Annotated in this window: 23 protein-coding genes; 8 read left to right on the plus strand and 15 right to left on the minus strand. The window is 65.0% G+C overall.

The genetic code is table 11. The annotated features are described in order from the left end of the window. The 3 genes from jaqu_RS14090 to jaqu_RS14100 are packed head-to-tail and all read left to right on the plus strand — an operon-like array spanning position 1 to position 3,822. On the plus strand, positions 1 to 567 hold the full coding sequence (locus jaqu_RS14090) for an RNA polymerase sigma factor (protein ID WP_170938649.1): 567 nt from the start codon (positions 1 to 3) through the stop codon (positions 565 to 567). Then, the gene (locus jaqu_RS14095; RefSeq protein ID WP_043919637.1) at positions 567 to 2,282 is read left to right on the plus strand and encodes a sensor histidine kinase; all 1,716 of its coding nucleotides are present in this window, start codon (positions 567 to 569) and stop codon (positions 2,280 to 2,282) included. The genes jaqu_RS14090 and jaqu_RS14095 overlap by 1 nt, the downstream gene beginning before the upstream one ends. After that, positions 2,263 to 3,822 (plus strand): phospholipase D family protein, encoded by a 1,560-nt coding sequence (locus jaqu_RS14100; RefSeq protein WP_043919638.1) that lies wholly within the window; start codon positions 2,263 to 2,265, stop codon positions 3,820 to 3,822. Before jaqu_RS14095 ends, jaqu_RS14100 begins: the two co-directional genes overlap by 20 nt. A 79-nt stretch (positions 3,823 to 3,901) precedes the next feature. Here jaqu_RS14100 and jaqu_RS14105 read toward each other — a convergent pair whose 3' ends face one another. The 3 genes from jaqu_RS14105 to jaqu_RS14115 all read right to left on the minus strand — a co-directional run bounded on the left by jaqu_RS14105 (position 3,902) and on the right by jaqu_RS14115 (position 5,519). Then, entirely contained in the window at positions 3,902 to 4,360 is a 459-nt protein-coding gene (locus jaqu_RS14105) for a hypothetical protein (protein WP_141134359.1), read from the minus strand. Between the two features lie 84 nt (positions 4,361 to 4,444). Further along, entirely contained in the window at positions 4,445 to 4,975 is a 531-nt protein-coding gene (locus jaqu_RS21880) for a hypothetical protein (RefSeq protein ID WP_043919640.1), read from the minus strand. Between the two features lie 109 nt (positions 4,976 to 5,084). Continuing rightward, positions 5,085 to 5,519, minus strand: a complete 435-nt coding sequence (locus tag jaqu_RS14115; RefSeq protein WP_043919641.1) for a VOC family protein — start codon at positions 5,517 to 5,519, stop codon at positions 5,085 to 5,087. 79 nt (positions 5,520 to 5,598) lie between these two features. Between jaqu_RS14115 and jaqu_RS14120 the strand changes: the two genes are divergently transcribed. After that, positions 5,599 to 6,192, plus strand: a complete 594-nt coding sequence (locus jaqu_RS14120) for an OsmC family protein (protein ID WP_043919642.1) — start codon at positions 5,599 to 5,601, stop codon at positions 6,190 to 6,192. A 563-nt stretch (positions 6,193 to 6,755) separates the two neighbouring features. Here jaqu_RS14120 and jaqu_RS14125 read toward each other — a convergent pair. Together jaqu_RS14125 and jaqu_RS14130 are read right to left on the minus strand one after the other, a co-directional pair. Continuing rightward, entirely contained in the window at positions 6,756 to 7,571 is an 816-nt protein-coding gene (locus jaqu_RS14125; RefSeq protein WP_043919643.1) for a hypothetical protein, read from the minus strand. Positions 7,572 to 7,657: 86 nt separating this feature from the next. After that, positions 7,658 to 8,518: a DUF817 domain-containing protein gene (locus jaqu_RS14130; RefSeq protein WP_043919644.1), complete on the minus strand. Its 861-nt coding sequence runs from the start codon at positions 8,516 to 8,518 to the stop codon at positions 7,658 to 7,660. 86 nt (positions 8,519 to 8,604) lie between these two features. Here jaqu_RS14130 and thyX point away from each other — a divergent pair, with 86 nt between their 5' ends. Both thyX and jaqu_RS21145 read left to right on the plus strand, forming a co-directional pair. After that, the gene (gene thyX, locus jaqu_RS14135; RefSeq protein ID WP_043919645.1) at positions 8,605 to 9,525 is read left to right on the plus strand and encodes an FAD-dependent thymidylate synthase; all 921 of its coding nucleotides are present in this window, start codon (positions 8,605 to 8,607) and stop codon (positions 9,523 to 9,525) included. After that, positions 9,522 to 10,442: a potassium channel family protein gene (locus jaqu_RS21145; RefSeq protein ID WP_161793876.1), complete on the plus strand. Its 921-nt coding sequence runs from the start codon at positions 9,522 to 9,524 to the stop codon at positions 10,440 to 10,442. Before thyX ends, jaqu_RS21145 begins: the two co-directional genes overlap by 4 nt. Positions 10,443 to 10,959: 517 nt before the next feature. Here the strand turns inward: jaqu_RS21145 and jaqu_RS14140 are convergent. Continuing rightward, positions 10,960 to 12,321, minus strand: coding sequence for a glutamine synthetase family protein (locus jaqu_RS14140; RefSeq protein WP_043919646.1), 1,362 nt, complete (start codon positions 12,319 to 12,321; stop codon positions 10,960 to 10,962). 153 nt (positions 12,322 to 12,474) lie between these two features. On the opposite strand from jaqu_RS14140, the gene jaqu_RS14145 reads away from it, so the two are divergent. Beyond that, positions 12,475 to 12,960, plus strand: a complete 486-nt coding sequence (locus tag jaqu_RS14145; RefSeq protein ID WP_052500981.1) for a CAP domain-containing protein — start codon at positions 12,475 to 12,477, stop codon at positions 12,958 to 12,960. 43 nt (positions 12,961 to 13,003) lie between these two features. On the opposite strand, the gene jaqu_RS14150 is transcribed toward jaqu_RS14145, so the two are convergent. Further along, on the minus strand, positions 13,004 to 13,444 hold the full coding sequence (locus jaqu_RS14150) for a tellurite resistance TerB family protein (protein ID WP_043919647.1): 441 nt from the start codon (positions 13,442 to 13,444) through the stop codon (positions 13,004 to 13,006). A gap of 129 nt (positions 13,445 to 13,573) precedes the next feature. Next, positions 13,574 to 13,879, minus strand: coding sequence for a DUF1330 domain-containing protein (locus jaqu_RS14155; RefSeq protein ID WP_043919648.1), 306 nt, complete (start codon positions 13,877 to 13,879; stop codon positions 13,574 to 13,576). A gap of 96 nt (positions 13,880 to 13,975) precedes the next feature. On the opposite strand from jaqu_RS14155, the gene jaqu_RS14160 reads away from it, so the two are divergent. After that, positions 13,976 to 14,791 (plus strand): MipA/OmpV family protein, encoded by an 816-nt coding sequence (locus jaqu_RS14160; protein ID WP_052500982.1) that lies wholly within the window; start codon positions 13,976 to 13,978, stop codon positions 14,789 to 14,791. 119 nt (positions 14,792 to 14,910) lie between these two features. Here the strand turns inward: jaqu_RS14160 and jaqu_RS14165 are convergent, their stop codons facing one another. The 7 genes from jaqu_RS14165 to jaqu_RS14195 form a co-directional block, all read right to left on the minus strand. Beyond that, entirely contained in the window at positions 14,911 to 15,795 is an 885-nt protein-coding gene (locus jaqu_RS14165; protein WP_043919649.1) for a mechanosensitive ion channel family protein, read from the minus strand. Between the two features lie 69 nt (positions 15,796 to 15,864). Then, entirely contained in the window at positions 15,865 to 16,092 is a 228-nt protein-coding gene (locus tag jaqu_RS14170) for a 4a-hydroxytetrahydrobiopterin dehydratase (RefSeq protein WP_043919650.1), read from the minus strand. Next, on the minus strand, positions 16,089 to 17,291 hold the full coding sequence (locus tag jaqu_RS14175; RefSeq protein WP_043919651.1) for a GNAT family N-acetyltransferase: 1,203 nt from the start codon (positions 17,289 to 17,291) through the stop codon (positions 16,089 to 16,091). Before jaqu_RS14175 ends, jaqu_RS14170 begins: the two co-directional genes overlap by 4 nt. A gap of 26 nt (positions 17,292 to 17,317) precedes the next feature. Then, positions 17,318 to 18,067, minus strand: coding sequence for a glycerophosphodiester phosphodiesterase family protein (locus jaqu_RS14180; protein WP_043919652.1), 750 nt, complete (start codon positions 18,065 to 18,067; stop codon positions 17,318 to 17,320). Next, positions 18,064 to 18,522: a RidA family protein gene (locus jaqu_RS14185; RefSeq protein ID WP_043919653.1), complete on the minus strand. Its 459-nt coding sequence runs from the start codon at positions 18,520 to 18,522 to the stop codon at positions 18,064 to 18,066. Before jaqu_RS14185 ends, jaqu_RS14180 begins: the two co-directional genes overlap by 4 nt. 138 nt (positions 18,523 to 18,660) lie before the next feature. After that, positions 18,661 to 19,920: an HlyD family type I secretion periplasmic adaptor subunit gene (locus jaqu_RS14190; protein ID WP_043919696.1), complete on the minus strand. Its 1,260-nt coding sequence runs from the start codon at positions 19,918 to 19,920 to the stop codon at positions 18,661 to 18,663. Positions 19,921 to 20,024: 104 nt separating this feature from the next. Then, positions 20,025 to 21,773, minus strand: a complete 1,749-nt coding sequence (locus jaqu_RS14195; protein WP_043919654.1) for a type I secretion system permease/ATPase — start codon at positions 21,771 to 21,773, stop codon at positions 20,025 to 20,027. Positions 21,774 to 21,781 lie beyond the last annotated feature (8 nt).

The raw sequence follows: 21,781 nt of genomic DNA on the forward strand, positions 1-21,781 counted from the left end.
ATGACAGAGAAAGCGGTGCCCGATCCCCGCAAGGAGATCGTCGAGCACCTCCCCGCGATGCGCGCCTTTGCGGTGTCGCTGACCCGGAATGCTTCGCTGGCCGATGACATGGTGCAGGACGCACTCGTCAAGGCGTGGTCCAACCTAGACAAGTTTCAGCCCGGCACGAACATGCGGGCCTGGCTTTTCACGATCCTGCGCAACACCTACTACTCCAACCGCCGCAAGGCGAAACGTGAGGTGCCGGACAGCGACGGGTCGATCACCGCATCGCTGTCTCGCAAGCCGGACCATGACGGCCGCCTGAACCTGCTCGACTTCGAGGTGGCGTTCGCCAAGCTGCCAGAGGAACAGCGCGAGGCGCTGATCCTGGTGGGCGCATCCGGTTTTGCCTACGAAGAAGCGGCCGTGACGTGCGGCGTCGCCGTCGGCACCATCAAGAGCCGGGTCAATCGGGGGCGGGCCAAGCTGTCGGAACTCATGGACATTTCGGGGGACGAAGCGTTCGAACTGACCGATAGTGCGACGATGGCGGTCGTTTCGGGCAGGCAAAACGGCAGCATGTAATGCGGTCCTTCGGATGGCGACACGGCGGGCTCACGCTGCGCGTGCTCGTGTTCCTGTCGCTGGCCCTGATGCCGCTGGGCGCGATCGCATTCTGGCAGACGCAGCGCCTTGCCGCGCAGACCATCGAGCAGGCGGAAAGCACGCTCTTGTCGCTCAGCGAGCATGCAGCCAACCCGCTTCAGGCCGATTTGCAACGCGGTATGGGCGCCCTGCACGCGCTGGCCGCCAGCTTCGGGCCCGGCTTTCAGGACGGTGAGACCTGCGACCGTCTGCTGGCGCGGTTCATGTCGAACTACGACCTCTTTTCTTACGCTGCGTTCATCGGCACCGACGGCAGGATGACCTGTTCGTCGGATGGCCGCCAGTACGACTTTTCAGGGGATCCGCCGTTTCAGCGGGCGCTAGCGGATCAGCGCTCCACGATCACGGTGAATGAGAATGCCCCGCTCAGCGGTCGGCCTGTCCTGATCCTGACCAGCCCGATGCGCGAGCGGGACGCCCTCCTCGGGTTCCTTTCGGTCTCCATTCCGATCGATCGCATCGGCAACCGGCCCCAGGGGACCGTGTTGACCGAGCCGCTCCACCTCGTGACCTTCAATAATTACGGCGAGGTCCTGACCCGGCCGGATGGCGAGGCCGCAATGCCTTCGATCCTGCCCGCCGACGTCTCGCTCGAGACCCTTGCGCGAGAGGGCGACCGGTCTTTCGTCGCAGCGGACAGCACCGGGGAGGAGCGCGTCTTCGCCAATGTCGCCGTCGTGCCCGGCCTCGTCTTCGCCCTGACCTCATGGCCGCTCGACGTGCTCGGCGGGTCCACCGTCAACAAGATCGTCCTGACAGGCCTCATGCCGGTCCTGATGTGGCTCCCCAGCCTTCTGGTCGCGGTTCTGGCGCTGGAACGGCTGGTCTTCCGTCACATCCGGTCGCTCAGCCGCCAGATGAACGCCTTCGCCCGCCGCCGGAGCCTGATCCGGACGCCGATGCTGACGAATGCCGGATCCGAACTCGCGCAGATCGAGGCCGACTTCCGCGCGATGGCTGGCGCGATCCTGCAGGATGAAGCGTTGCTTGAGAATAACCTGCGCGAGAAGAACATCCTCCTCAAGGAGGTGCACCACCGCGTGAAGAACAACCTCCAGCTCATCTCTTCGATCATGAACATGCAGGCCCGGCGGCTAAAGGGGGCCGAAGCGCGCGACGTCCTGCGTCGGATGCAGGATCGCGTGATGGGCCTCGCCGCCGTACACCGCTCGCTCTACCAGACGGAGGATATGGGACGGATCGATGCCGGCGCGCTGGTCGGGGATCTGTCGCGCCAGATCGTCGTGAGTTCCGCAGATGGCGGCGCGATCGAGTTCGACGCGGATGTGGATCAGGTGCTGCTCGACGCCGACCGCGCCGTCGCTCTGTCGCTGACCGTGTCCGAGGCCATGACCAACGCGGTGGAGCATGCGCGCGCAAAGGAAGGCGAACACGGTGCGATCCATCTGGCCCTCAAGCGAGAAGAGGGGTCGGCCCGGCTGACCATCTCGAACGGCTGCGCGTCGGGCGGCGGCGGCGCGGATGACGGGGGGACCGGTCTGGGCCTGCAGCTGGTCACGGCCTTCGCGAGACAATTGAACGGCAAGCTGGATGTCAGCCAAGACGAGGGGACGTTCCGTCTCGACCTTTTGTTCCCTATCGAAGGCGATAAGAATGCCTCCCTCGACTACTGAACATCCGCCCCTCGACATCCTCATCACGGCGGCCGAGGCCTATCCCGCCTTCGAACGGCTCTGCCTGTCGGCGACCCGCCGGATCGACGGGGGGTTTCGGATCTTCGATCTCTCGACCCGCCTGCGCAGTCCCGAGGCGCGTGAGATCGGAGAGGATTGGTTCGACCTCCTGCTCCATCTCGCGCGGCGCGGTGTCGAGATCCGCTTTACCCTCTCGGACTTCGATCCCGTGGTCGGGACCGAGTTGCACGGCCTGACCTGGCGCACGCTCAAGCAGGCGGTTTCACTCTCCGAACTCGCGGGGCCAGAGGCACGGGTCCGCTTCACGCCCTCGCTTCATCCGGCCGAGGTCGGGTGGCTCGCCCGAATGGCGCTCTGGCCGCGCGTCGACCGGATGCTGCGCGAGAAGGCCGGGCGTCTGATGCGCCTGGACCGGCCCCGGCGGTCGCAGTTCATGCAGCGCCATCCCCATCTGTCCCGCCTGCTGCTGGTCGACGGCTCCGGCGCCGCGCCCCGTCTCTGGCCCGCGCCGCCGCTTTCGCCGGTGACCCACCATCAGAAGGTCGCGGTGATCGACGACCGCGCGGTCTATATCGGCGGCCTCGACCTGAATGAGCGGCGCTGGGACGATCCCGCCCACGAACAGCCGGCCGAGGCGACATGGCACGACATCCAGGTCATCTCCCACGACCCCGCCGCCGCCCGTGCCGCCCGCAAGCATCTGGAGGAATTCGTCGACGTGATCGAGCGGCAGGCCGAGCCGTCGGTCCTCGACGGTCCGATCCTGAGAACCGTGTCCGCCCGCAGTCATGGCGGGGCTATCCGTCTGTCGCCCAAGCCGATCCTGGCCGAGATCTTCGAGGCGACGATCGAAGGGATCCGTGCGGCGGAACGGCTGATCTATATCGAGACGCAGTTCTTTCGCGACCGCAGGATCGCGCACGAGTTGATCCGCGCGGCAAGGCGCAAGCCCGATCTGACGCTCATCCTGATGCTTCCGGCCCGACCCGAGGATGTCGCCTTCTACAAGTCCCGCCGTTCGGACGCGCGGTTCGGAGAGTTCCTGCAGGCCTATTGCGTTTCGGGGACACGACGCGCCTTTCGGGGCCGTTGCTTTATCGGTGCCCCCGCCCGGCCCGTGACGGCGCAGGGCGCGGGGCTCGACACGCTGCATGGTGCGCCGATCATCTATCTCCATTCGAAGCTGGTCGTTTTCGACGATCGGCGCGCGATCGTCTCCTCTGCCAATCTCAACGGCCGATCCATGCATTGGGACACGGAACTGGGTCTCGCCATCGACGATCCCTCGGACGTGGTACGTCTGCGGCACCGCGCGATGGCGGCGATGCTGGCCACCGGAGACACCCCGCCCGAAGGATTTGCCGATCCCGCAACCGCCGTCGGTGAATGGCAGCGCCTTGCCGTGTCGAATGCGCGGCGGCGGCCGGAACAGCGGGAGGGTTTCGTCCTTCCCTACCTCACCCGGCCGGGACGCCGCTTCGGACGCCAGCTTCCCGCGATACCCGAAGAGATGGTCTGAGCACGGCGATCCCGCGTGCCGTGGCGAAGGCGTCAGGACCGCCGACCGACGCGGCCGACGGCGAGGCCGGGGGAACTTGTCAGATCGAGCTTTGCCCGCTCGCGACCCAGTCAGCGAGGATGTCGCTGGTCGACGGTCGTCCACCCGCCGGAGCAGTCATCCCGCGCGCCCGCATCACGTCATCGAGGGCATGAAGCGCGTCGACCATTTCGCTGGCCAGATCCACGTCCCCGGAGGCGCGCGCCGCAGCATAGCGGTGCGGCAAGGTCGCGTGGAGCGCGGCAAGCTCCGACCCCGACAGGGCGCGGAAGGTGGCATGGAAGGACCGGTAGGCGCCCTGATCCACGTAAATCGTTCCCCCCGCATCCTCCGCCAGAAGGAATTGGATTTCGGTGATCTGCTCGTCCGTCAGCTTGGATGCCCCGCCCCGCTCGTTCAGCGCCGCACCGGCGGCGAGCCCCATGACGACGGCGCCACCCATGGCCCAGGTGCCGACCAGTCGGGGAAGAAAGCTCCGTACTCTGCGTGACGCTCTCATCGCTAAACCCCTGCCTGACCCCTTCCGCGCCTAGACCCGAGACGGGGCAGGCGCGGGGCGGAAATCGGGCGAAGTTGAGGCGCGTCAGCCTCCTCCGAAGGTGTAGCTCACGGTCGTGTCCGTCAGGTTGTACTGCGAGGCTGCGTCGGAAAGCGCTTCTGCAGCGTTGGCGACGGCCAGCGCGGTATTCGGGTCCGCCGACACGCTGTCCGGGCGATCGGATCCCTCGTTCGCGTAATGGGCGTCGAGAGCCGCCTGGACGTCGTTCGCGAAGCCCTCATTATCGTCGCTCGGATCGTCGATCAGCTCGCCTTCCATCATCTCGTTCCAGGCGCCGGCAAGGGCCGCGACATCCGCTGAGGGCAAGTTGTTGAGCGTCTGCATGATGGCTTCGAAGCCTTCCCGGCTGTAGGCGTTGTAGCCATGATGCGCCGCGGACATACGTCCGAACCGCCACTTGTCGACGTTATTGGTGTAATGGGACGTCTGTGTGGACATCCCGACCTTGATGACGGCCATGACGGCGATGGCCAACGCGACGGCCCCGGCAGTAAGGACGCTCCAGTCGACACTGAGGGCACCGCGTTCGTCTCGCAGGAAAGTCAGGGTCGCCATATCGAATCTCTCGTCTGAATCAGTCCAACTGGCTGGAACCTGACGCAGGATCACGGCGAAACCGGGGCCGACAGGGCTCCGATCCGGAAACGGTCCGTCTACCGGTGGGTTACCAGTGCCCGGTATTCTCCATCGACGCCCAGGGCTCCTGCGGGGGCTTCGCATCGCCCTTCTGCAGCAGTTCCACAGAGATGTTGTCGGGCGACCGCACGAAGGCCATGTGCCCGTCCCGCGGGGGCCGATTGATGGTCACGCCGTTATCCATCAGCGTCTGGCACAAGGCGTAGATGTCATCGACGCGGTAGGCCAGATGGCCGAAATGGCGGCTGTCGCTGGGCAGCCCCTCGTCGCCGTCCCAGTTATAGGTCAGTTCCACATCGGCATGGCCGTCCTCCTGTCCGGGCGGACACAGGAAGACCAGCGTGAAGCGGCCCTTCTCGTTCTCCGTCCGGCGCCGCTCCTTGAGGCCCAGCATCTCGTAGAAGGCGATGCTTTTCTCCAGGTCCTTCACCCGGACCATGGTGTGCAGGTACTCGATCGACATGGCTGCCCCTCCGTTCGGCTTGCGTCGTTCCAGACATAGGCGCACCAACGCGTCCGACGAGATCGCAGGGAGGACAGCCATGACCGACGACACCGACTTCCACGTGGGCGAGCGGGCGGATGCCCAGCCCCGGCCCACCGCCTTCGAGGCCGCGCCCTTCGTCAAGTCGCGCCCGCCCGAGCCCACGCGCTTCGAGGTCGTGCTCACCGCCGAGGCGACGACCCGCCAGAAGAAGCAGGGCGAGGTGCAGGTGAACATCCCCGGCTTCTCGCCCGTCCGCCTCTATTGCGACGAGCAGACGCCCGTGGGCGACGACACGGCACCGCCGCCGCTGGCCTTCATGTGCGCGGGTATCGGCTTCTGCCTGATGACGCATCTGACCGATATCTACACCGCCCGGGGCATCGCCGTGAAAGGCTTGCGGCTCGAACAGCGGGTGAAGTTCCGCACAAACCTCGCCACGATGCGCGAACTGGGCCATTCCACCGACGGCGCCATGGAGCATATCGAGACCCATGTCCTGATCGACAGCGACGAACCCCAGGAGCGGATCCGCGACCTCATGGAAGAGGCCGAGAACGCGTGCATGGCCCATTTCGCCCTGCGCAACCCGATCCCGTGGTCCTCGCGTCTGGTCCTCAACGGGGAAGAGATCGCCGCCGACGAAGGGTAGGGACCTCGGCCCCCACCTCGTCGAAGACCGGGCGCGGGGCGTCCTGCGCCGGGCCGGGTGCAAGAGGCCCCGCCCGGCGCGGACCTCCGCCTGATTGATCGACCCGATCGTCTCCTCGCCGTTCCACCCGTCGCTCGGGATGACCGGCCCGGTCCGTTTCATGGGCATATAGCCTCCGAAGACGGCGAACTCGTCGGTGCTGCCGCCATGGCCTATGAACCGGACCGGTCCGATGTCCAGGACCATCCACCTAATCCCATGAGGCCGGGGGCGGGACAGGCCCGTCGACGACACGGATCACCACCTGCACGATGCAGCCCTCAATCAGCGTCATCGCCGCGCCCGGCACGTCATTTGCGGCCAGGGCGGTGCAAAATCCCGCGTGGGCCCACAGGTCCGGCCGTCCGTCCCCTCCGCAGCGGCAGGCAGAGGACAGATCAGCGTCAGGACCGGCCCGACCGGCGCGATGGGGAGACATGGTCGCAGGCCCGCCTTCGGTCCATCGCCTTCCGGGTCACGGAGCGGGATCGCATCGGTCAAGCGGGCAGCCTGTGCCCTTGGCTTCAATCCTCGCCGTCGAGCTGCAGCGCCCCGCCTCGGTCATACCGAAAGATCAGATCGCTCTGGGGGTGATCGACGATGGACCTCGTTTCGGCGACGAGCATCTCAAGGCTCGGTCGGGCCGCCGGGTTCTCCGCGTCCATTAGATAGAGCGGTGACCGGCCCGGCAGGGCGATCAGAAGGCTGCGCATCTCCAGAGACCTGGCGATGTCGTCCATGACCGCGCCATTCAAGAGCATCGACGGCAGCAGCCACCCTATCTGCGGGTCCTCCGGTTCGACGGTCGAAACCGCTCCGGTTCTGACCTCGAGGCCCAGGCCGATCTCGCGAAGGTTCTCTTCCGCCCGCGCCATCGCCGTCTCCGCGGTCCAGCCCGTTCCGGCAAGGGAGTCTTCGGACAGCATGGCCAGAGACGTCTCGCCCTCATAGCCCAGCAGCACGCAAAGATCCCCGGCCAGCGGGCGCGACACGAGGTCGACGCCCTGATTTGCGAAGTCCCGATGGCGCACGAGCGGGATCAGACATGCGGGGTCGAACGTGTCGGGCTCGACGCTCGGCATGGGCGCCGCGATCGCGGTCTTGATCTGCGACAACACCCCGTTCCGCGCGAGGGTCGGGGAATTCGCATAGCTCTTCCAGAAGTTGTCCAGGATCAGGCGAAGCTCGTCGCCTTCCTCCTGACCCTCTCGAAAGACCTCCACCACGAACGGTTCGGGCGAGCGGATCTCGACGATCCCCGGCTGTCGCGCCAGATGCGCCGTCAACGCATTCTGGAACCGCTCGGGCGTCAGGAACATGTTGCCGATCCAGGGGATCATGAAAACTCTCCATGGGTGCGGTCCCGTGATCGCGGGAAAGGACGGCCGCAGAATGGTCCCGCCACGGCGACGGAATGGCAGGCGCGTTAGGCGGCAGGTACCCGCGCGGGCGTCCAGGCCTCGCGTCGCAGCGCCTCCCGGCTCACCAGCGTCACCGTCACGAAGCTGACCCACAGCAGCAGGTACCACGAGCCCAGCTTGCCCCAGCTCACGAAATCCAGCGCGCCCTGTCCCGCATAGGTCCAGGTCTGTGTGAAGGTGCCCACGTTCTCGGCCACCCAGATCGCGAAGGCCGCCATCAGCGCCGCCACCGGCATCGGCATCCACCAGTGCCGGTCGCTGATGCGGAACCACACCCGCGTGCGCCCGAACATCAGCACCGTCGCCGCGAACAGCGCCACCCGCAGGTCCGGCCCGAAATGGTGCCAGAAGAAGTTGCCGTAGATCGCCCCCGCCAGCGCCACCGTCGCCCAGAAGGGCGGGTAGGGCGCGAAGGCCATGTCGAAGACCCGGATCACCCGCGCGATGTAGCTGCCCACGGCCGCGTACATGAACCCGCTGAAGAGCGGTACGCCCGCGATCTCGAAGTGCCCGTGATCGGGGTAGTCCCACGACCCCATATGCAGCTTGAACACCTCCATCGCGGTGCCCGTCAGGTGGAACAGCGCGATCACACGCACCTCCGCCCAGCTCTCCAGCCGCGCCGCCACGAAGATCGCCTGCGTGGCCACCGCGAAGACGAACAGCGCGTCGTAGCGCGTCAGCCACCAGTCCGGCTCCCAGACCAGGCGGGTCACGACGATGGCCACCAGGAACAGGCCGCCGAACAGCGCCGCCCAGCCCTGCTTGAGCACGAACATCACCAGTTCCGCCATCGGTCCTGGCAGGCGGGCGCGGGCCCAGTCGCCCATGCGCCGCTCCAGGAAGGCGGTGCCCCGGTCGGTCATTATCGCCACAGCGCGCCCCCATCATGTTGCGGCCCGGCGCGCCTCCGGTCCAAAATCCGGTAACGCGAATCCCACGAGGTCATCCCATGCCGCTTTCCCCCGAGCAACAGGCCGAGATCGACGCCCAGCGCGCCGAGACCCATCAGACCCGCCGCGCCGTCGCGCCCGGAATGGAGGCGTGGCTCTACAAGGCCGTTCCCGTGCTCGACCACGGCTTCGTGCGGGCGATCGACTACATGGGCGACGATGCGGCGATCTGTCAGGCGGCGCGGGTCAGCTACGGCCGGGGCACCAAGTCGGTCTCCAACGATGCGGGTCTGATCCGCTATCTGATGCGGCACTGGCATTCGACGCCGTTCGAGATGTGCGAGCTCAAGCTGCACGTGAAGCTGCCGGTTTTCGTGGCCCGTCAGTGGATCCGCCACCGCACCGCCAACGTGAACGAGTATTCCGCCCGCTATTCGATCCTCGATCGGGAGTTCTACATTCCCGAGCCGGGCGCGCTGGCGGCGCAATCGACGGTGAACAACCAGGGCCGCGGCGCCGCGCTGGAGGGGGCGGAGGCCGCCCGCGTCCTCGACTGGCTCCGCGACGACGCGACGCGCGCCTACGACCATTACGAGGCGATGATCGGAGAGACCGGGCCCGACGGCACGCCTCAGCAGGGCCTCGCGCGGGAGCTTGCGCGCATGAACCTGCCCGCCAACGTCTACACGCAATGGTACTGGAAGGTGGACCTCCACAACCTCTTCCACTTCCTGCGGCTGCGGGCGGACAGCCACGCCCAGTGGGAGATCCGCGTCTATGCCGAGGCGATCTGCAAGATGGTCGCCGACTGGGTCCCCCACGCCTATTCCGCCTTCGAGGATTACCGCTTGGGCGGCGCCCAGTTGTCTGCGAAGGGGGTGGAGTGCGTTAAGAGAATGTTAAGGGGCGAGGAGGTTACTCAGGAGACCTCCGGCATGAGCAAGGGGGAATGGCGAGAGTTCATGGGGGTGGTTGGGTGAAGGTCAAATATGCTCGGCTGCCGATCCGTCGTTCGACAACCTATGGCATCACCTATTTCCTGCTGGTCCCGCTCTTTGCAGCAGTCTACTATCTTTTCCAACCTTCATTTTCCCAAGAGTTGGGAATAGTCAATGCATTCTATTTGAGTGCTGTCACCGCAACCACGCTTGGATTCGGAGATATTGTTCCGGGGAGCTGGGATGGCAAGGCGTTTACCTCCATTCAGTCATTGCTTGGTGTTCTTACGATTGGTCTAACGCTCGCAAATCTATCTCGAGAGTGGTCAGAGCAGCTAGTTGAGCAAGAGCGGCAGATCGTTTCAGAGCAGTACAACGCCAGCGAGCGAGCTAAAGTACGAGCTCACGGAAAATATGTGAAGCGCCGAATTCAAAAGCTTTCCCGAACCATGAATTTATTAATCACTGAAAGGTCAGATAAGTCTACCGTTCAGATGTCAATGAATCTGGAGCTTCGGAGTGGCACAAGCTTCTCGGATATGGCAAATGCTTTTCTTCCAACTTGCCTTGGCGGAAACCCCCTTAACGCGCTTGCCATTGATGTTTATTTCCAAGACGAGAGAAAGCTTCGTGCTGCGCTTGAAAGCCTCGTCACGTCTATCGATACTGAGAAGTACTCTCTGCTCTCTGAAAGATGCATCGATTTCGATTTTCTTTGCGAACAGACGAGTTTCCCAAACGAGATAGAATCGCACATGTCAATTCCGGCTAATGGTGGCACTGCGCGAGATTATGTTTTGAAGGCGCTCATGGAGCAGCGGGGTCGGATCGACGTAGTTGACCCTGCAAGCGTTGTATATCCTTATAAAGCGCTTTTCGAATCTTTGGAGAAAAAAATGTTGATCCTTAGGGACATTGATTCTCTGATTTCTGCGCCGGTTGTTAGGGTTCAGCAATAGCGACCTTAGAGTAGGCATCATCATGTCCCGTAATTTTGGGGCAAAGATGCTTAACTTGATGACCGCACCCGGGTCAGACTGCAAATAGTAGGCATGTAATGTTCACCCAACACTAGTACGCCGCTCGATCCGCAGGTTCGTCACACGCTCCATTCGCCTCACGATCACCGGGACCTCTCCCAGTCGCTGACCCACCGACCGGTGACGCCCCTCCCCGCGTCCCCGCCGGTTCACCCACCTCCTTCTCTGCTTCTCAAATATCCCGGGGGTCCGGAGGCAGGGCCCCCGGCCGGGCCGGACGGGGCTCGATGCCCCGTCCGGTCCGCCCCCGCGCGAGCCGCTCAAGGCGGCGCGCAACAGACACGCCTGCGGGCAAGCGGAGGCCCGGCCCCCCCTCGGGTGCCATCTGTGCAGACGGGGGGTGCACAGGGGGTGCACAGGGGGTGCACAGCGGATTTTCGCCGGAATCGACCGTACGGTGCCCTCGCGCTCCCTCCGAATCGTCGGTCGCGGACCCTCAGACGTTCAGCAGCAGGTGCTCCCGCTCCCAGGGAGAGATGACCTGAAGGAACGCGCCGTATTCCATCCGCTTCACCGCCGCGTAGACCGACGAGAAATGGGGATGCAGCAATTCCCGCACCTCCGCCGCCTCCTCGAAGAGATCCAGCGCCGTGTTCAGATCGCGCGGGATTGCCGCCTCCAGGTCGTAGGCGTCGCCCGCATATTGCGGCGAGGGGGCCGTCTCGTCGCGCAGGCCCAGATAGCCGCAGGCCAGGCTCGCCGCGATGCCCAGATAGGGGTTGCAATCCATGCCCGCGATCCGGTTCTCGACCCGCTTGGCCTCGGGCCCGCTGACGGGGACGCGCAGCCCCGTGGTGCGGTTGTCGCGGCCCCATTCCAGGTTGATCGGCGCGGCGAGGTCCCGCACGAACCGCCGGTAGGAGTTCACGTAGGGCGCCAGCAGAGCCATCACGGCGGGCAGGTGCGCCTGCATTCCGCCTATGAAATGAAGGAAGGCCGGCGTCTCGTGCCCGGTTTCGTCGACGAAGATGTTGCGCCCCGTGGCCATGTCCACGACCGAGTGGTGGATATGCATGGCCGAGCCGGGCTCGTCCTGGTGCGGCTTGGCCATGAAGGTCGCGTAGCAATCGTGGCGCAGCGCCGCCTCGCGGATCATGCGCTTGAAGCAGAAGATCTCGTCGGCCAGCTTCACGGGGTCGCCGTGGCGCAGGTTCAGCTCCACCTGGCCCGAGCCGCCCTCCTGCAGGATGCCGTCGATCTCCAGCCCCATGGCCTCGGCGAAGTCGTAGATGTCGTCGATGACGGGGCCGTATTCGTCGATGGCGGACATGGAGTAGGCCTGCCGCGCCGCCGCCCGCCGCCCCGAGCGCCCCATCGGAGGCTCCACCGGCACTGAGGGGTCGGTGTTCCGCGCGATCAGAAAGAACTCCATCTCGGGCGCGACCACGGGCCGCCAGCCCCGAGCGGCGTAGGTGTCAACCACGCGCTTGAGCACGTTGCGCGGCGCCACATCGATCGGCGCCCCCCCCTGATCCACCATGTCATGTATAACCTGCACCGTCCAATCCGCCGTCCAGGGCGAGGCGCGGGTGGTGGAGTAGTCGGGGGTAAGGATCATGTCCGGTTCGGTGAAGGCTGCGTCGCCGTCATCGGCCCATTCGCCGGTGATCGTCTGCTGGAAGATCGACGCCGGCAGGTAGAAGCTTCCCTGCTGGGCGAACTTGGCAGCGGGCATCGCCTTGCCGCGCGCGATGCCCGACAGGTCGGCGACCACGCATTCCACCTCGTCCAGACGGCGACCTTCCAGATACGTGCGGACGTGAACGGGGCTCTTGGACAGCCAGTCAGGAGACGCCATGTCTGTTTCCGAATTGTGGTGACCATCGGCTTAGTCCTGCCGAATGTCCTGAACAAGCGGCAGATCTTTGCGCTTTGCCATCCGGATGCGGGACTTTTGCCCCCGCGCGGCCCGATTTGGGCAAGAGGATCCCCCAACCTTCGGAGATTGCCCATGATTCGACCGCTCGCGCTGCTTCTGACCGTTGCCCTTGCCGGGTGTCAGGCCCCACCGCCGGATACGGCGGGCGGTGTGCAAACGCCATCTACGCGCGGGGTGTCGACCCGGGATGTGGTTCAGCTCACGAACTCGCAGCGGCGCAGTCTCGGCGCCCTTCGCAGCGATGCACGTCTCAGCCGGGCCGCGAAACGCCATTCGGAGCACATGGCGCGGCAGGGCCGGATCGGCCACCGAGGCCCGGGGGGCTCGACGCTCATGCAGCGGGTGAAGCGGGCTGGCTACGAGCCGTGCCTGGCCGCCGAGAACGTTGCCGCCGGCCAGCAATCGGCGCGGGATGTCGTACAGGCCTGGATGACCTCGCCGGGGCACCGCCGAAACATCATGATCCGGCAGGCCGAGGATGTCGGGATCGGCGTGGCATCCGATGCATCGGGACGCCTCTACTGGACGATGGTCCTCGCCCGACCCTGCGGCGCCTGATCATGTCCCGCCACACTGCGCGAGGCGAGCGGTACGCCAGGCGCTAGAGGTTCTGCTCGGCTCTCTGGCGGGCCAGGGCGCTGTCGCGGTCCGCGATCCCCAGAAGGTTCGAGAGCAGCCGGAGCAGGCTGTCTTCCTCCACGTCGCGCGTTCCATCTGCCAGCACGACCGACCAGAGCGCCTCGAGCAGGGCCGCCCGCTCCTCCAGCGGAACGGCATCCTTGAGCGAGCGCGTGAACCGGACGGTGTCGGGGGCTTCGGCCTCCAGCCCCTCCGCCTCCGTCCGGAGCGCGGTTGCCGCATCCGCGGCAAGGCCATGGCGCTGGGCGAGGACGCGGTCGATCCGGGCCTTTTCGATCTCAGCGTAGTCGCCGTCCGCGCGGGCCACACGCACGAGAAGCGCGGCTAGGGCGAGACGGGCATCGGGTTCGGGCAGGCGTTCTGGCTCGGACGTGCCGAGACGGCGGAGGAGATCTGCAAACATCCGCGCTATTTAAGACGCATCGCGCGAGTTGCCAGACCTGCCCGGAGGCGAGGCTGTGCGCCATCGGGTCAGAATGCCTGCACGGCGCGTGATATTCGCTGAGCCGTACCGGAAGTTCCTTCCGGCGGATCAGTGTCCCTCCGGGGCTGTCCACCCCTCGCAAATGACCAGATCGCTCTCGCTGATACCCCGCCGCAACTCGATCGCAGCCTGATAGGCGGGGCTGCGGTAGCAGGACAACGCCGCGTCGTAGTCAGGAAACTCGATCACCACCGTCCTTGGCTTGGCATCGCCTTCGACCAGCTCTCGCGCGCCGCCGCGGACCAAGAAGCGACCGCCATACTCCGCCAGGGGCGCCGCGTTCGCCGCGCGATAGAGGTCGTAGGCTTCGGGGTCGTCCACCCGGCCATGAGCGATCCAGTATCCCTTTGCCATCCTGTCTTCTCCATTCATCAATGCAACCTATCGTTGCCTAACGGATAACCTGTGCTAAGTGAGTCTTGCTCACATGACGATCTGAAAGTTTGCCTCATGATCCGCATTCTGACCGTCGCGATGACGTTTGTCGCAGCGACACCTCTCGTTGCGCAAGAAACGCTGGATTCGATTGCCGACCCGATGGATTTTTCCGCGACAGCGTCGAGCAGGACGGGCGGGCCCGCGCTCGGGTTCACGCTTCGGACGGGGGTTTCTTCGAACCCGCGCTATTTCGGTGACAACAGCAGCGAGGTTGGTGCCGATCTCGGCGTCGCGCTGGACTACTTCCGGTTGGGCCGTCTCGAATTCGGGAGTCAGGACCCGTATTCCTATCCCGAGGGGTTCGGGATCACCGGATCTTTCCGCTACATCGGAAAGCGTGACGACGACGATTCTGACGAACTGGCCGGGCTTGACGATGTCGACGCCTCTCTCGAACTGGGGGCAGGGCTTCGCTACGCGACCCGCGATTGGCAGGTCTTCGGCAACGTGCGCTACGGCGTCATCGGGCACGAGTCCTTCGTCGGCGAGCTGGGCGCCGATGCCTTTCTGCGGCCAAGCGATCGTCTGACTCTTCGACTTGGCCCCCGTGCGCTGTTCGGCTCGGACGAGTATGTCGACACCTATTTCGGGGTCACGCCCGAGGAAGCGGCGGCGAGTGCATTCGATGCCTACGATCCGGATAGCGGGCTTGTCTCGACCGGGGTCGAGTTGGGCGCGGGGTACCGCTTCAACGATACTTGGGGTCTGGACGCTGCCGTCCGTTACGAAAGGCTTCGCGGTGACGCGGCCGACAGCCCGATCGTTCAGGACGACGATCAGGTCAGCGCGAGAATCGGAGTGACCCGGCGCTTTACCTTCGGCTTCTAGCCTTCCCCGCGGCGCGGGGCAGGGCCCCGGCGTCGACGTGTCGGGCCTGACCCGCCAGAGGCGCGGCATTCTGGCGGAATACGAAGGGTGGCAATGCTGCCGGAAGCAGGCGGACGGGCCTATGCCCCGCCTGCTGCGGCCTCGCTTCCCGCAACGTCGTCGTCCCGCTGCACGATCAAGGTGCGATGGGGGAAGGGGATCGAGATGCCGGCCCCTTCGAGGGCGATCTTCACATCCCTGTTCATATCCTTCCAGTAGCCGAAGAAGTCGGTCCTCTTGACCCAGGCCCGGACAAGAAAGTTCACGGACGAGTCCCCCAGACTGTCGACCAGAATGGTCGGTTCCGGTTCGGCGACGAAACGCGGGTCGGAGGTAATGGTGTCCCGGATCACCTGCGCCGTGAGATGCAGGTCGGCATCGTAGCTGACGCCGAAGACCCATTCGGCCTGTCGCATGTCGTAGGCCGAGTAGTTGACGATCGTGTTCCCCCAGACCTCCGAGTTCGGGATGATGATCTGGAAATTTCCGATGCTCGCCAACTCGGTGAAGTTCAGGTTGATGGACTTCACCGTGCCCATTTGGCCGTTGATCACGACGAAATCGCCGTTCTTGATGGGCCGGAACAGGATCAGCATCACCCCGGCCGCGACGTTGGACAGCGTCCCTTGCAGTGCCAGACCGATCGCCAGACCGGCCGCACCGATCACGGCGACGATCGAGGTGGTCTGGATCCCGAACGTGTTGAGCACCACGACCCCCGCCACGGCGAGGATCGCGTAGCGCGCGATGTTGGCGAGAAACTCGAAGAGCGTGTCGTCCAGACGCTCGTGCTTCTGGGACAGACCCTTGATCCGGCGGCTGACGAAGCCTGACAGGATGAAGGCCAGGATGATGATGAGGATCGCCGACAGCACATCCCCAAGCAGCGAGGCGAGGAATTCGAGGCTCAGGAAATCGCCGAGCGTACGGCCGGCATAGATTTCGGTCGAAAGAAGGTCGCGCATGGGGCCCCCGGAACTGGCGTTTCGGGGCTGCTATCAAGCGCGGTGCGGCAGGACCAGACGGATCAGGCGTCAGAGCGCGTCGATTGCTTCCGCCAGCTTGCGGTCCTTGTCCGTCAGGCCGCCTGCATCATGGGTGGTGAGGCGGATGGAAACGCAGTTGTACACGTTCGACCATTCCGGGTGGTGGTCCTGAGCTTCGGCCAGAAGCGCCACGCGCGACATGAAGGCCCAGGCTTCGCTGAAATCCCTGAACTTGAACTCGCGTTCCAGGGCCCCGTCCTTTTCGATCCAACTCATTCCTGTTCCTCCACATTCGCCCGGCGGAAAGGGCCGTAGGCGGTCAGCACTTCGATATCCTCCTCGATGGCCCGTGCCTCTGCGTCGAGGAACCGCGCAACGGCATCCCGGAACCCGTCGTGAGGGATGAAGTGCAGAGAATGGCAGGTGACGGGCAGGTAGCCGCGCGCCAGCTTGTGGTCGCCCTGTGCGCCGGCTTCGACGCGGGTCAAGCCATTGGCCAGGGCCCATTCGATCGCCTGATAGTAGCAGAGTTCGAAATGCAGCGCGGGATGGTGTTCCGTACAGCCCCAGTAGCGCCCGTAGAGCGTTTCGCGTCCGATGAAGTTCAGCGCCCCGGCCACCCACCTGCCGTCCCGCTCGGCAAGGATCAGGAGGACGTCGTTCCGCATCGTTGCCTGAACTTCATCGAAGAAGGCGCGCGTCAGGTAGGGGGTACCCCATTTCCGCGCGCCCGTATCCTGATAGAAATGCCAGAAAGCGTCCCAGTGGTCGGGCTCGATCTCGTCGCCGGTGAGCGCGTGGATCCGTCCTCCGAAGCCTTGGGCCTGTGCGCGTTCCTTGCGGATGTTCTTGCGCTTGCGGCTTGAGAGCGCGGCGAGGAAGCCGTCGAAATCGCCGAAGCCATCATCGACCCAGTGGTATTGTTGCGATGACCGGCCCAACAGCCCCATCGCTTCGCCGCGCGCTCGCTCCTCTTCGGTGCAGAACGTCACGTGGAGCGATGAAAGCTCGTTCGTTTCGCAGACCTGCGCCGCGCCCGCGATCAGCGCCGACATGCCGGCCTCGTCATGCCCGGGCGCAACAAGAAAGCGCCGCCCGGTCGCCGGCGTGAAGGGGACTGCGATCTGGAGCTTGGGATAGTACGCGCCACCGCCCCGCTCCCATGCATGGGCCCAGTTGTGGTCGAAGATATACTCGCCCTGACTGTGCCCCTTGACGTAAAGCGGCGCGACCGCGATCACCTCCTCGTCCTGACGCACGATCAGCGGCTGCGGCTGCCAGCCCGTCCCCGGCCCGACCGAGCCCGACCTTTCCAAGGCCGACAGGAACCTGTGCGTCGTGAAGGGATCCACGGGCCGCGCGCCCGCCGGGCCGGGATCGGCGCAGTGATCCCACGTCGCCGGGTCGATCGCGTCCACGCCAGCGCAGACCTCGACCGTGATCCGGGGCTCTTCATCAGGGAGAGGGGCGGTCATTCCGTTTCAAATGGAGGCGATATGCGTCAGGGCAAGTAGCCTTCGAATGTTACGCCGTCGGCAACCAGACGCGCCGTGAGTTCCTGCTCCGGCGAACGGATCGTCCAGCAGAGGATGGCGATGCCCGAACGCTTCAATTCTGCCACGCGTGGCATCGAGAGAGCATCCGATTGATGACTGATGAAAGAGGCTCCGACGGCATCCGCATCTGGAATTTCCCGTAACGTCGCACGGGTCTCGGCAGGGAGATCGGGCCAATCTTCTGACTGAAAGGCAGACGTCACCAGACCCCGTGGGATCTCCGGCAGCAGATCGACCATGGCCGCGACGGAATGCGGGTTGAAGGACATGACCGCGATTGGCCCCTCGTAGTCACGCAGATCGCGTACGACGGCTCTTTCCAGCCTGCCGATATCCGGACCCATCTGTCCGTCCTGGTCCTTGATCTCGACCAGGATCGGCACGCGGCCCCGCACGAGACCAAGCACTTGCGAAAGTGTCGGGATCCGCTGCCGCGTCCCCGCGACCTCGATCTGTCGCAGCATCTCCGAGGAGAGGGTGTCGACGCGCTCGCACCGGCCGCAGAGCCGGGTCAGATCTTCGTCGTGGAAGACCATCGCCACGTCGTCCGAACTGATCTGAACGTCGATCTCTATACCGTAGCCACGGTCTATCGCAGCGGAAATCGCGGCGATTGTGTTCTCGGGGATCCCGTCCGAATGCAATCCGCGGTGCGCGATCAGACCGGGATCGGTGAAACCCGCCGGAAGGGTCACGCGATCTCGAAGATGCCCTCGATCTCCACGGCCACGCCGAGCGGGAGCGCGCCGGCCGAGACGGCCGAGCGGGAATGGCGCCCCGCCTCCCCGAGCACATCGACGAGCAGATCCGAGCAGCCGTTGATGACTTGTGGCTGCCCTTCGAAGTCAGGGGTCGAATTGACGAAGCCGGTCAGCTTCACGACGCGTTTGAGCCGTGAAAGATCTCCGTCGCACGCGGCCTTGACCTGCGCGAGGAGGCCGAGGGCGCAGGTGCGCGCGGCAGCGGCTCCCTCCTCGACCGACATGTCGTCGCCGACGGTTCCCCGGATGAGGTCATCGCCCTCCCGGCTGATCTGGCCGGATACGAACAGCAGGTTCCCCACCTGGACGTAAGGAACGTAGTTCGCGGCGGGCGCAGACGCGTCCGGGAGCGCGTGGCCGAGTTCGATCAGACGGTCTTCGACGGACATGGGCGGACTCCTCCGGATGGGTTTCCGAAGGGGTGGCATGACGGCGGCACACGCGCAACGGCCTCGATTCGGATCCTGATGCAGGCTGCATTCGTTCGGGCGGACCGCATGGCCCAGACTCACCCCAATCCCGTAAAGCTACTCGCGGAAAGCCCGGTTGAAGTAATCCGTCAGCGGCTTCACGAGATAGGCGATGGGCGTCCGATCCTCTGTCCGGAGGTAGGCCTCGACCGGCATCCCCGGCAGAAGCGGCTGGGACAGGCGGTCGATCTCACCATCTTCAGGCAGAATATCGGCCGAGTAATAGGCACGCCGCGTCGCTTCGTCGATGAAGGCGTCCGGGCTGACCCGCACGACACGACCCGCAAGCTCGGGCGTTGTACGCGCATCGAAAGCCGGCAAGCGCAGGGTCACGGGCTGTCCGGGAAACACCTGGTCGATATGGATGGGCTCGACCTGACTGCGGATGACGAGCGGGCGATCCTGCGGCACGAGATAGAGCACGGGATCGGCCGGGCGGATCACCGAACGCTCCGAAAAGACCTGAAGGTCATAGACCACTCCGGCGACAGGGGCCGTAATCTCCAGTCTGGACAGCTGTTCTTCGAGCGCGCGCAAACGTTCGCCGAGTTCGACCTCGCGCACGCGCAGGTCACGCAATTCGGCGATGGCCTGCTCGCGCCGGTCGGTGGACAGGCGCACGATTTGAAGGTCGATCTCGGTGATGCGGCCCTCGGATTCAGCAACCGCCGCCTGCAGCTCACCGACCTGTCCCAGCAACCGGGCTTGTTCGCGCTGGAGCGACAGAACGCGCGGAGCCTGGGTCAGCCCCTGTGCCAGCAAGGTCTGCTGTGCGGTCAACTCTTCCTCGATGAAGGCGAGCTGCGTCTCGAGCGCCTCCCGCTGGGATTCGATCCCCTGGATCTGGGACGAAATCTGATCCTTGCGTCGACTCAACTGCTCGGTCTGCGTGGCGATCGACTCGGCACGGGCATCGAACAGGTTTCGCTGACCCGTTACCGCATCGGCGATCTCTTCGTCCTCTGCCGCGGCATCGAGCAGGTCTTGATCGAATTCGAAGATGTCCTGATTGTCGCGCTCGGCTTCGAGGCGCGCGGACCGGGCTTCGAGGGCGCGGAGCTGGTCCTCCACGATCTCCGCCTCGGCCCGCAGCAGGGTGTCGTCGAGACGAAGCAGGATCTGGTTCTCGTCGACACGGTCGCCTTCACGCACGAAGATCTCTCCGACGACGCCGCCATCGGGATGCTGGACGACCTGGCGGTTATCCTCGACCGCCACGCGGCCCTGAGAAATGATTGCGCCCGAGATATTCGCGGTCGCCGCCCAGGTGCCGAACCCGCCCAGAAGGACGGACATCGCGATGATGCCCATCGTCATGTGGCGCTTGGCGGACCATCCTGAAGTCGGCGAAGCCGCGCTGGCTGGAATCGAGGCCCGATTGGCGGGGACCTTTGCCGTGGCGGCTTTGACCGGCAGCTTGGTCATGTCACGCCCCCCGTACCGGGATTGGTCTTCTGCAGCAATTGCTGGTGGTTCTTCGTGACCCGCCGCAGAACGTCCTCACGGGGGCCAAAGGCGGTGCGCATCCCGTTTTCCATCATCAGCAAGGTCTCGCATTCCTGGATCGCTGCGGGTCGGTGCGCGATGATGACGACCGCGCCGCCGCGTTCCTTGTGATCGCGGATTGCCCGGTTCAGGGCCTGACTGCCTGCATTATCGAGATTGGAATTCGGCTCGTCCAGCACCAAGAGGACCGGGTTGCCATACATGGCCCGCGCTAGTCCGATCCGCTGGATCTGCCCGCCAGAGAGGCGGCCGCCAATGGCCGATACGGGGGTGTCGTAGCCCTTGGGCTGGGCGGTGATCATCTCGTGCGCACCTGCCGCCTTGGCCGCCTTCACCACTTCCTCGGGGTCCGGTTCGGGGGCCAGGCGGGCGATATTCTCTGCGATCGTGCCGTCGAACAGCGTTACCGTCTGAGGGAGGTAGCCGATCAGAGCGCCTAGAACGTCAGGATCGTATTGATCGAGGGTCGCAGTATCCAGGCGGATCTTGCCGCCCGCCGGCACCCAAACCCCCGTCAGGGCTTTGGCGAGCGTCGTCTTCCCCGCGCCGGACGGCCCGATCACGCCCATCGCCTCGCCCGGGTTGATCGAGAAGGACACGCCGCGCAAGGAGGCCTGGCTCGCGCCGGGCGGGATGACGGTCACGGTTTCCGCAACGATGCGGGCCGCCGGCCGCGGAAGGGCGAGCCGCGGAGCTTCGGGTGGGGTCTCCGAGAGCAACTCGATGACCGCGCTACGGCCCCGGCGCGCGGCCTGCACGCTCTGCCACTGGCCGATCAGCATCTCGATCGGAGCGAGGGCGCGCCCCATGAGAATTGATCCCGCGATCATCGCACCGGCGGTCAATTGTTCCTGCAGCACAAGCCATGCGCCGAGTCCGAGCATTGCCGATTGCAGGAAGAGACGCAGGGTCTTCGTGGTCACCGTGAAGAAACCCGACCGGTCGGACAGCGCGACGGTGCCGGCCAGCGACACCTCGCGCGCCTTGCGCCAGCGGGTAAAGGCGGATCCGCGCATGCCCAGCGACTGAACCAGTTCCGCATCCGAGGCGAGTTGCTGAGCGGTGTATTCCGCGCGCGAATTCGCCTGGTTCGCTTCGGCCATTGGGCCTTGCGTCGTCCACTGGTTGAAGGCGGCGACCGAGATGAGGATGAGGCCTCCGACCAGGGCCAGAATGCCCAGATATGGGTGGAAAATGAAGATCGCCGTCAGGAAGAGTGGTGTGAATGGCACGTCGAAAAGGGCGAGGAAGACCGGCGATGACAGCAGCCTCTGCATCGCCTCGACATCCCGCAGCGGGGTCCGCCCGCCCGGCCCTCCCGGCGTGCGGGCCGCGTGTTGCAGATGCGCCTGGAACACCCGACCATCGAGCCCATCCTGAAGCCGGGCGCCGAACCGGGCCATCACACGGCCACGGAGGTGGTCCAGGATGCCCATCATGAGGAACAGGAAGGTGATCAGCACGGTCAGTGCGATCAGCGTTTCCTCGGACCGTGACCCGAGAACCCGGTCATAGACCTGAAGCATGTAGATCGGGCCGGTCAGCATCAGCAGATTGACCGCGACCGAGAAGATCGCCGCCGCAATCAGCAGATTCGTCGATTTTCGCCGCAGATTGGCGATTTCGCCCGCACCGTCATGCGGTGGGCGTCCCCTGGAGGCCATTTTCGTCC

The organism is Jannaschia aquimarina, assembly GCF_000877395.1.
Lineage (GTDB): Bacteria > Pseudomonadota > Alphaproteobacteria > Rhodobacterales > Rhodobacteraceae > Jannaschia > Jannaschia aquimarina.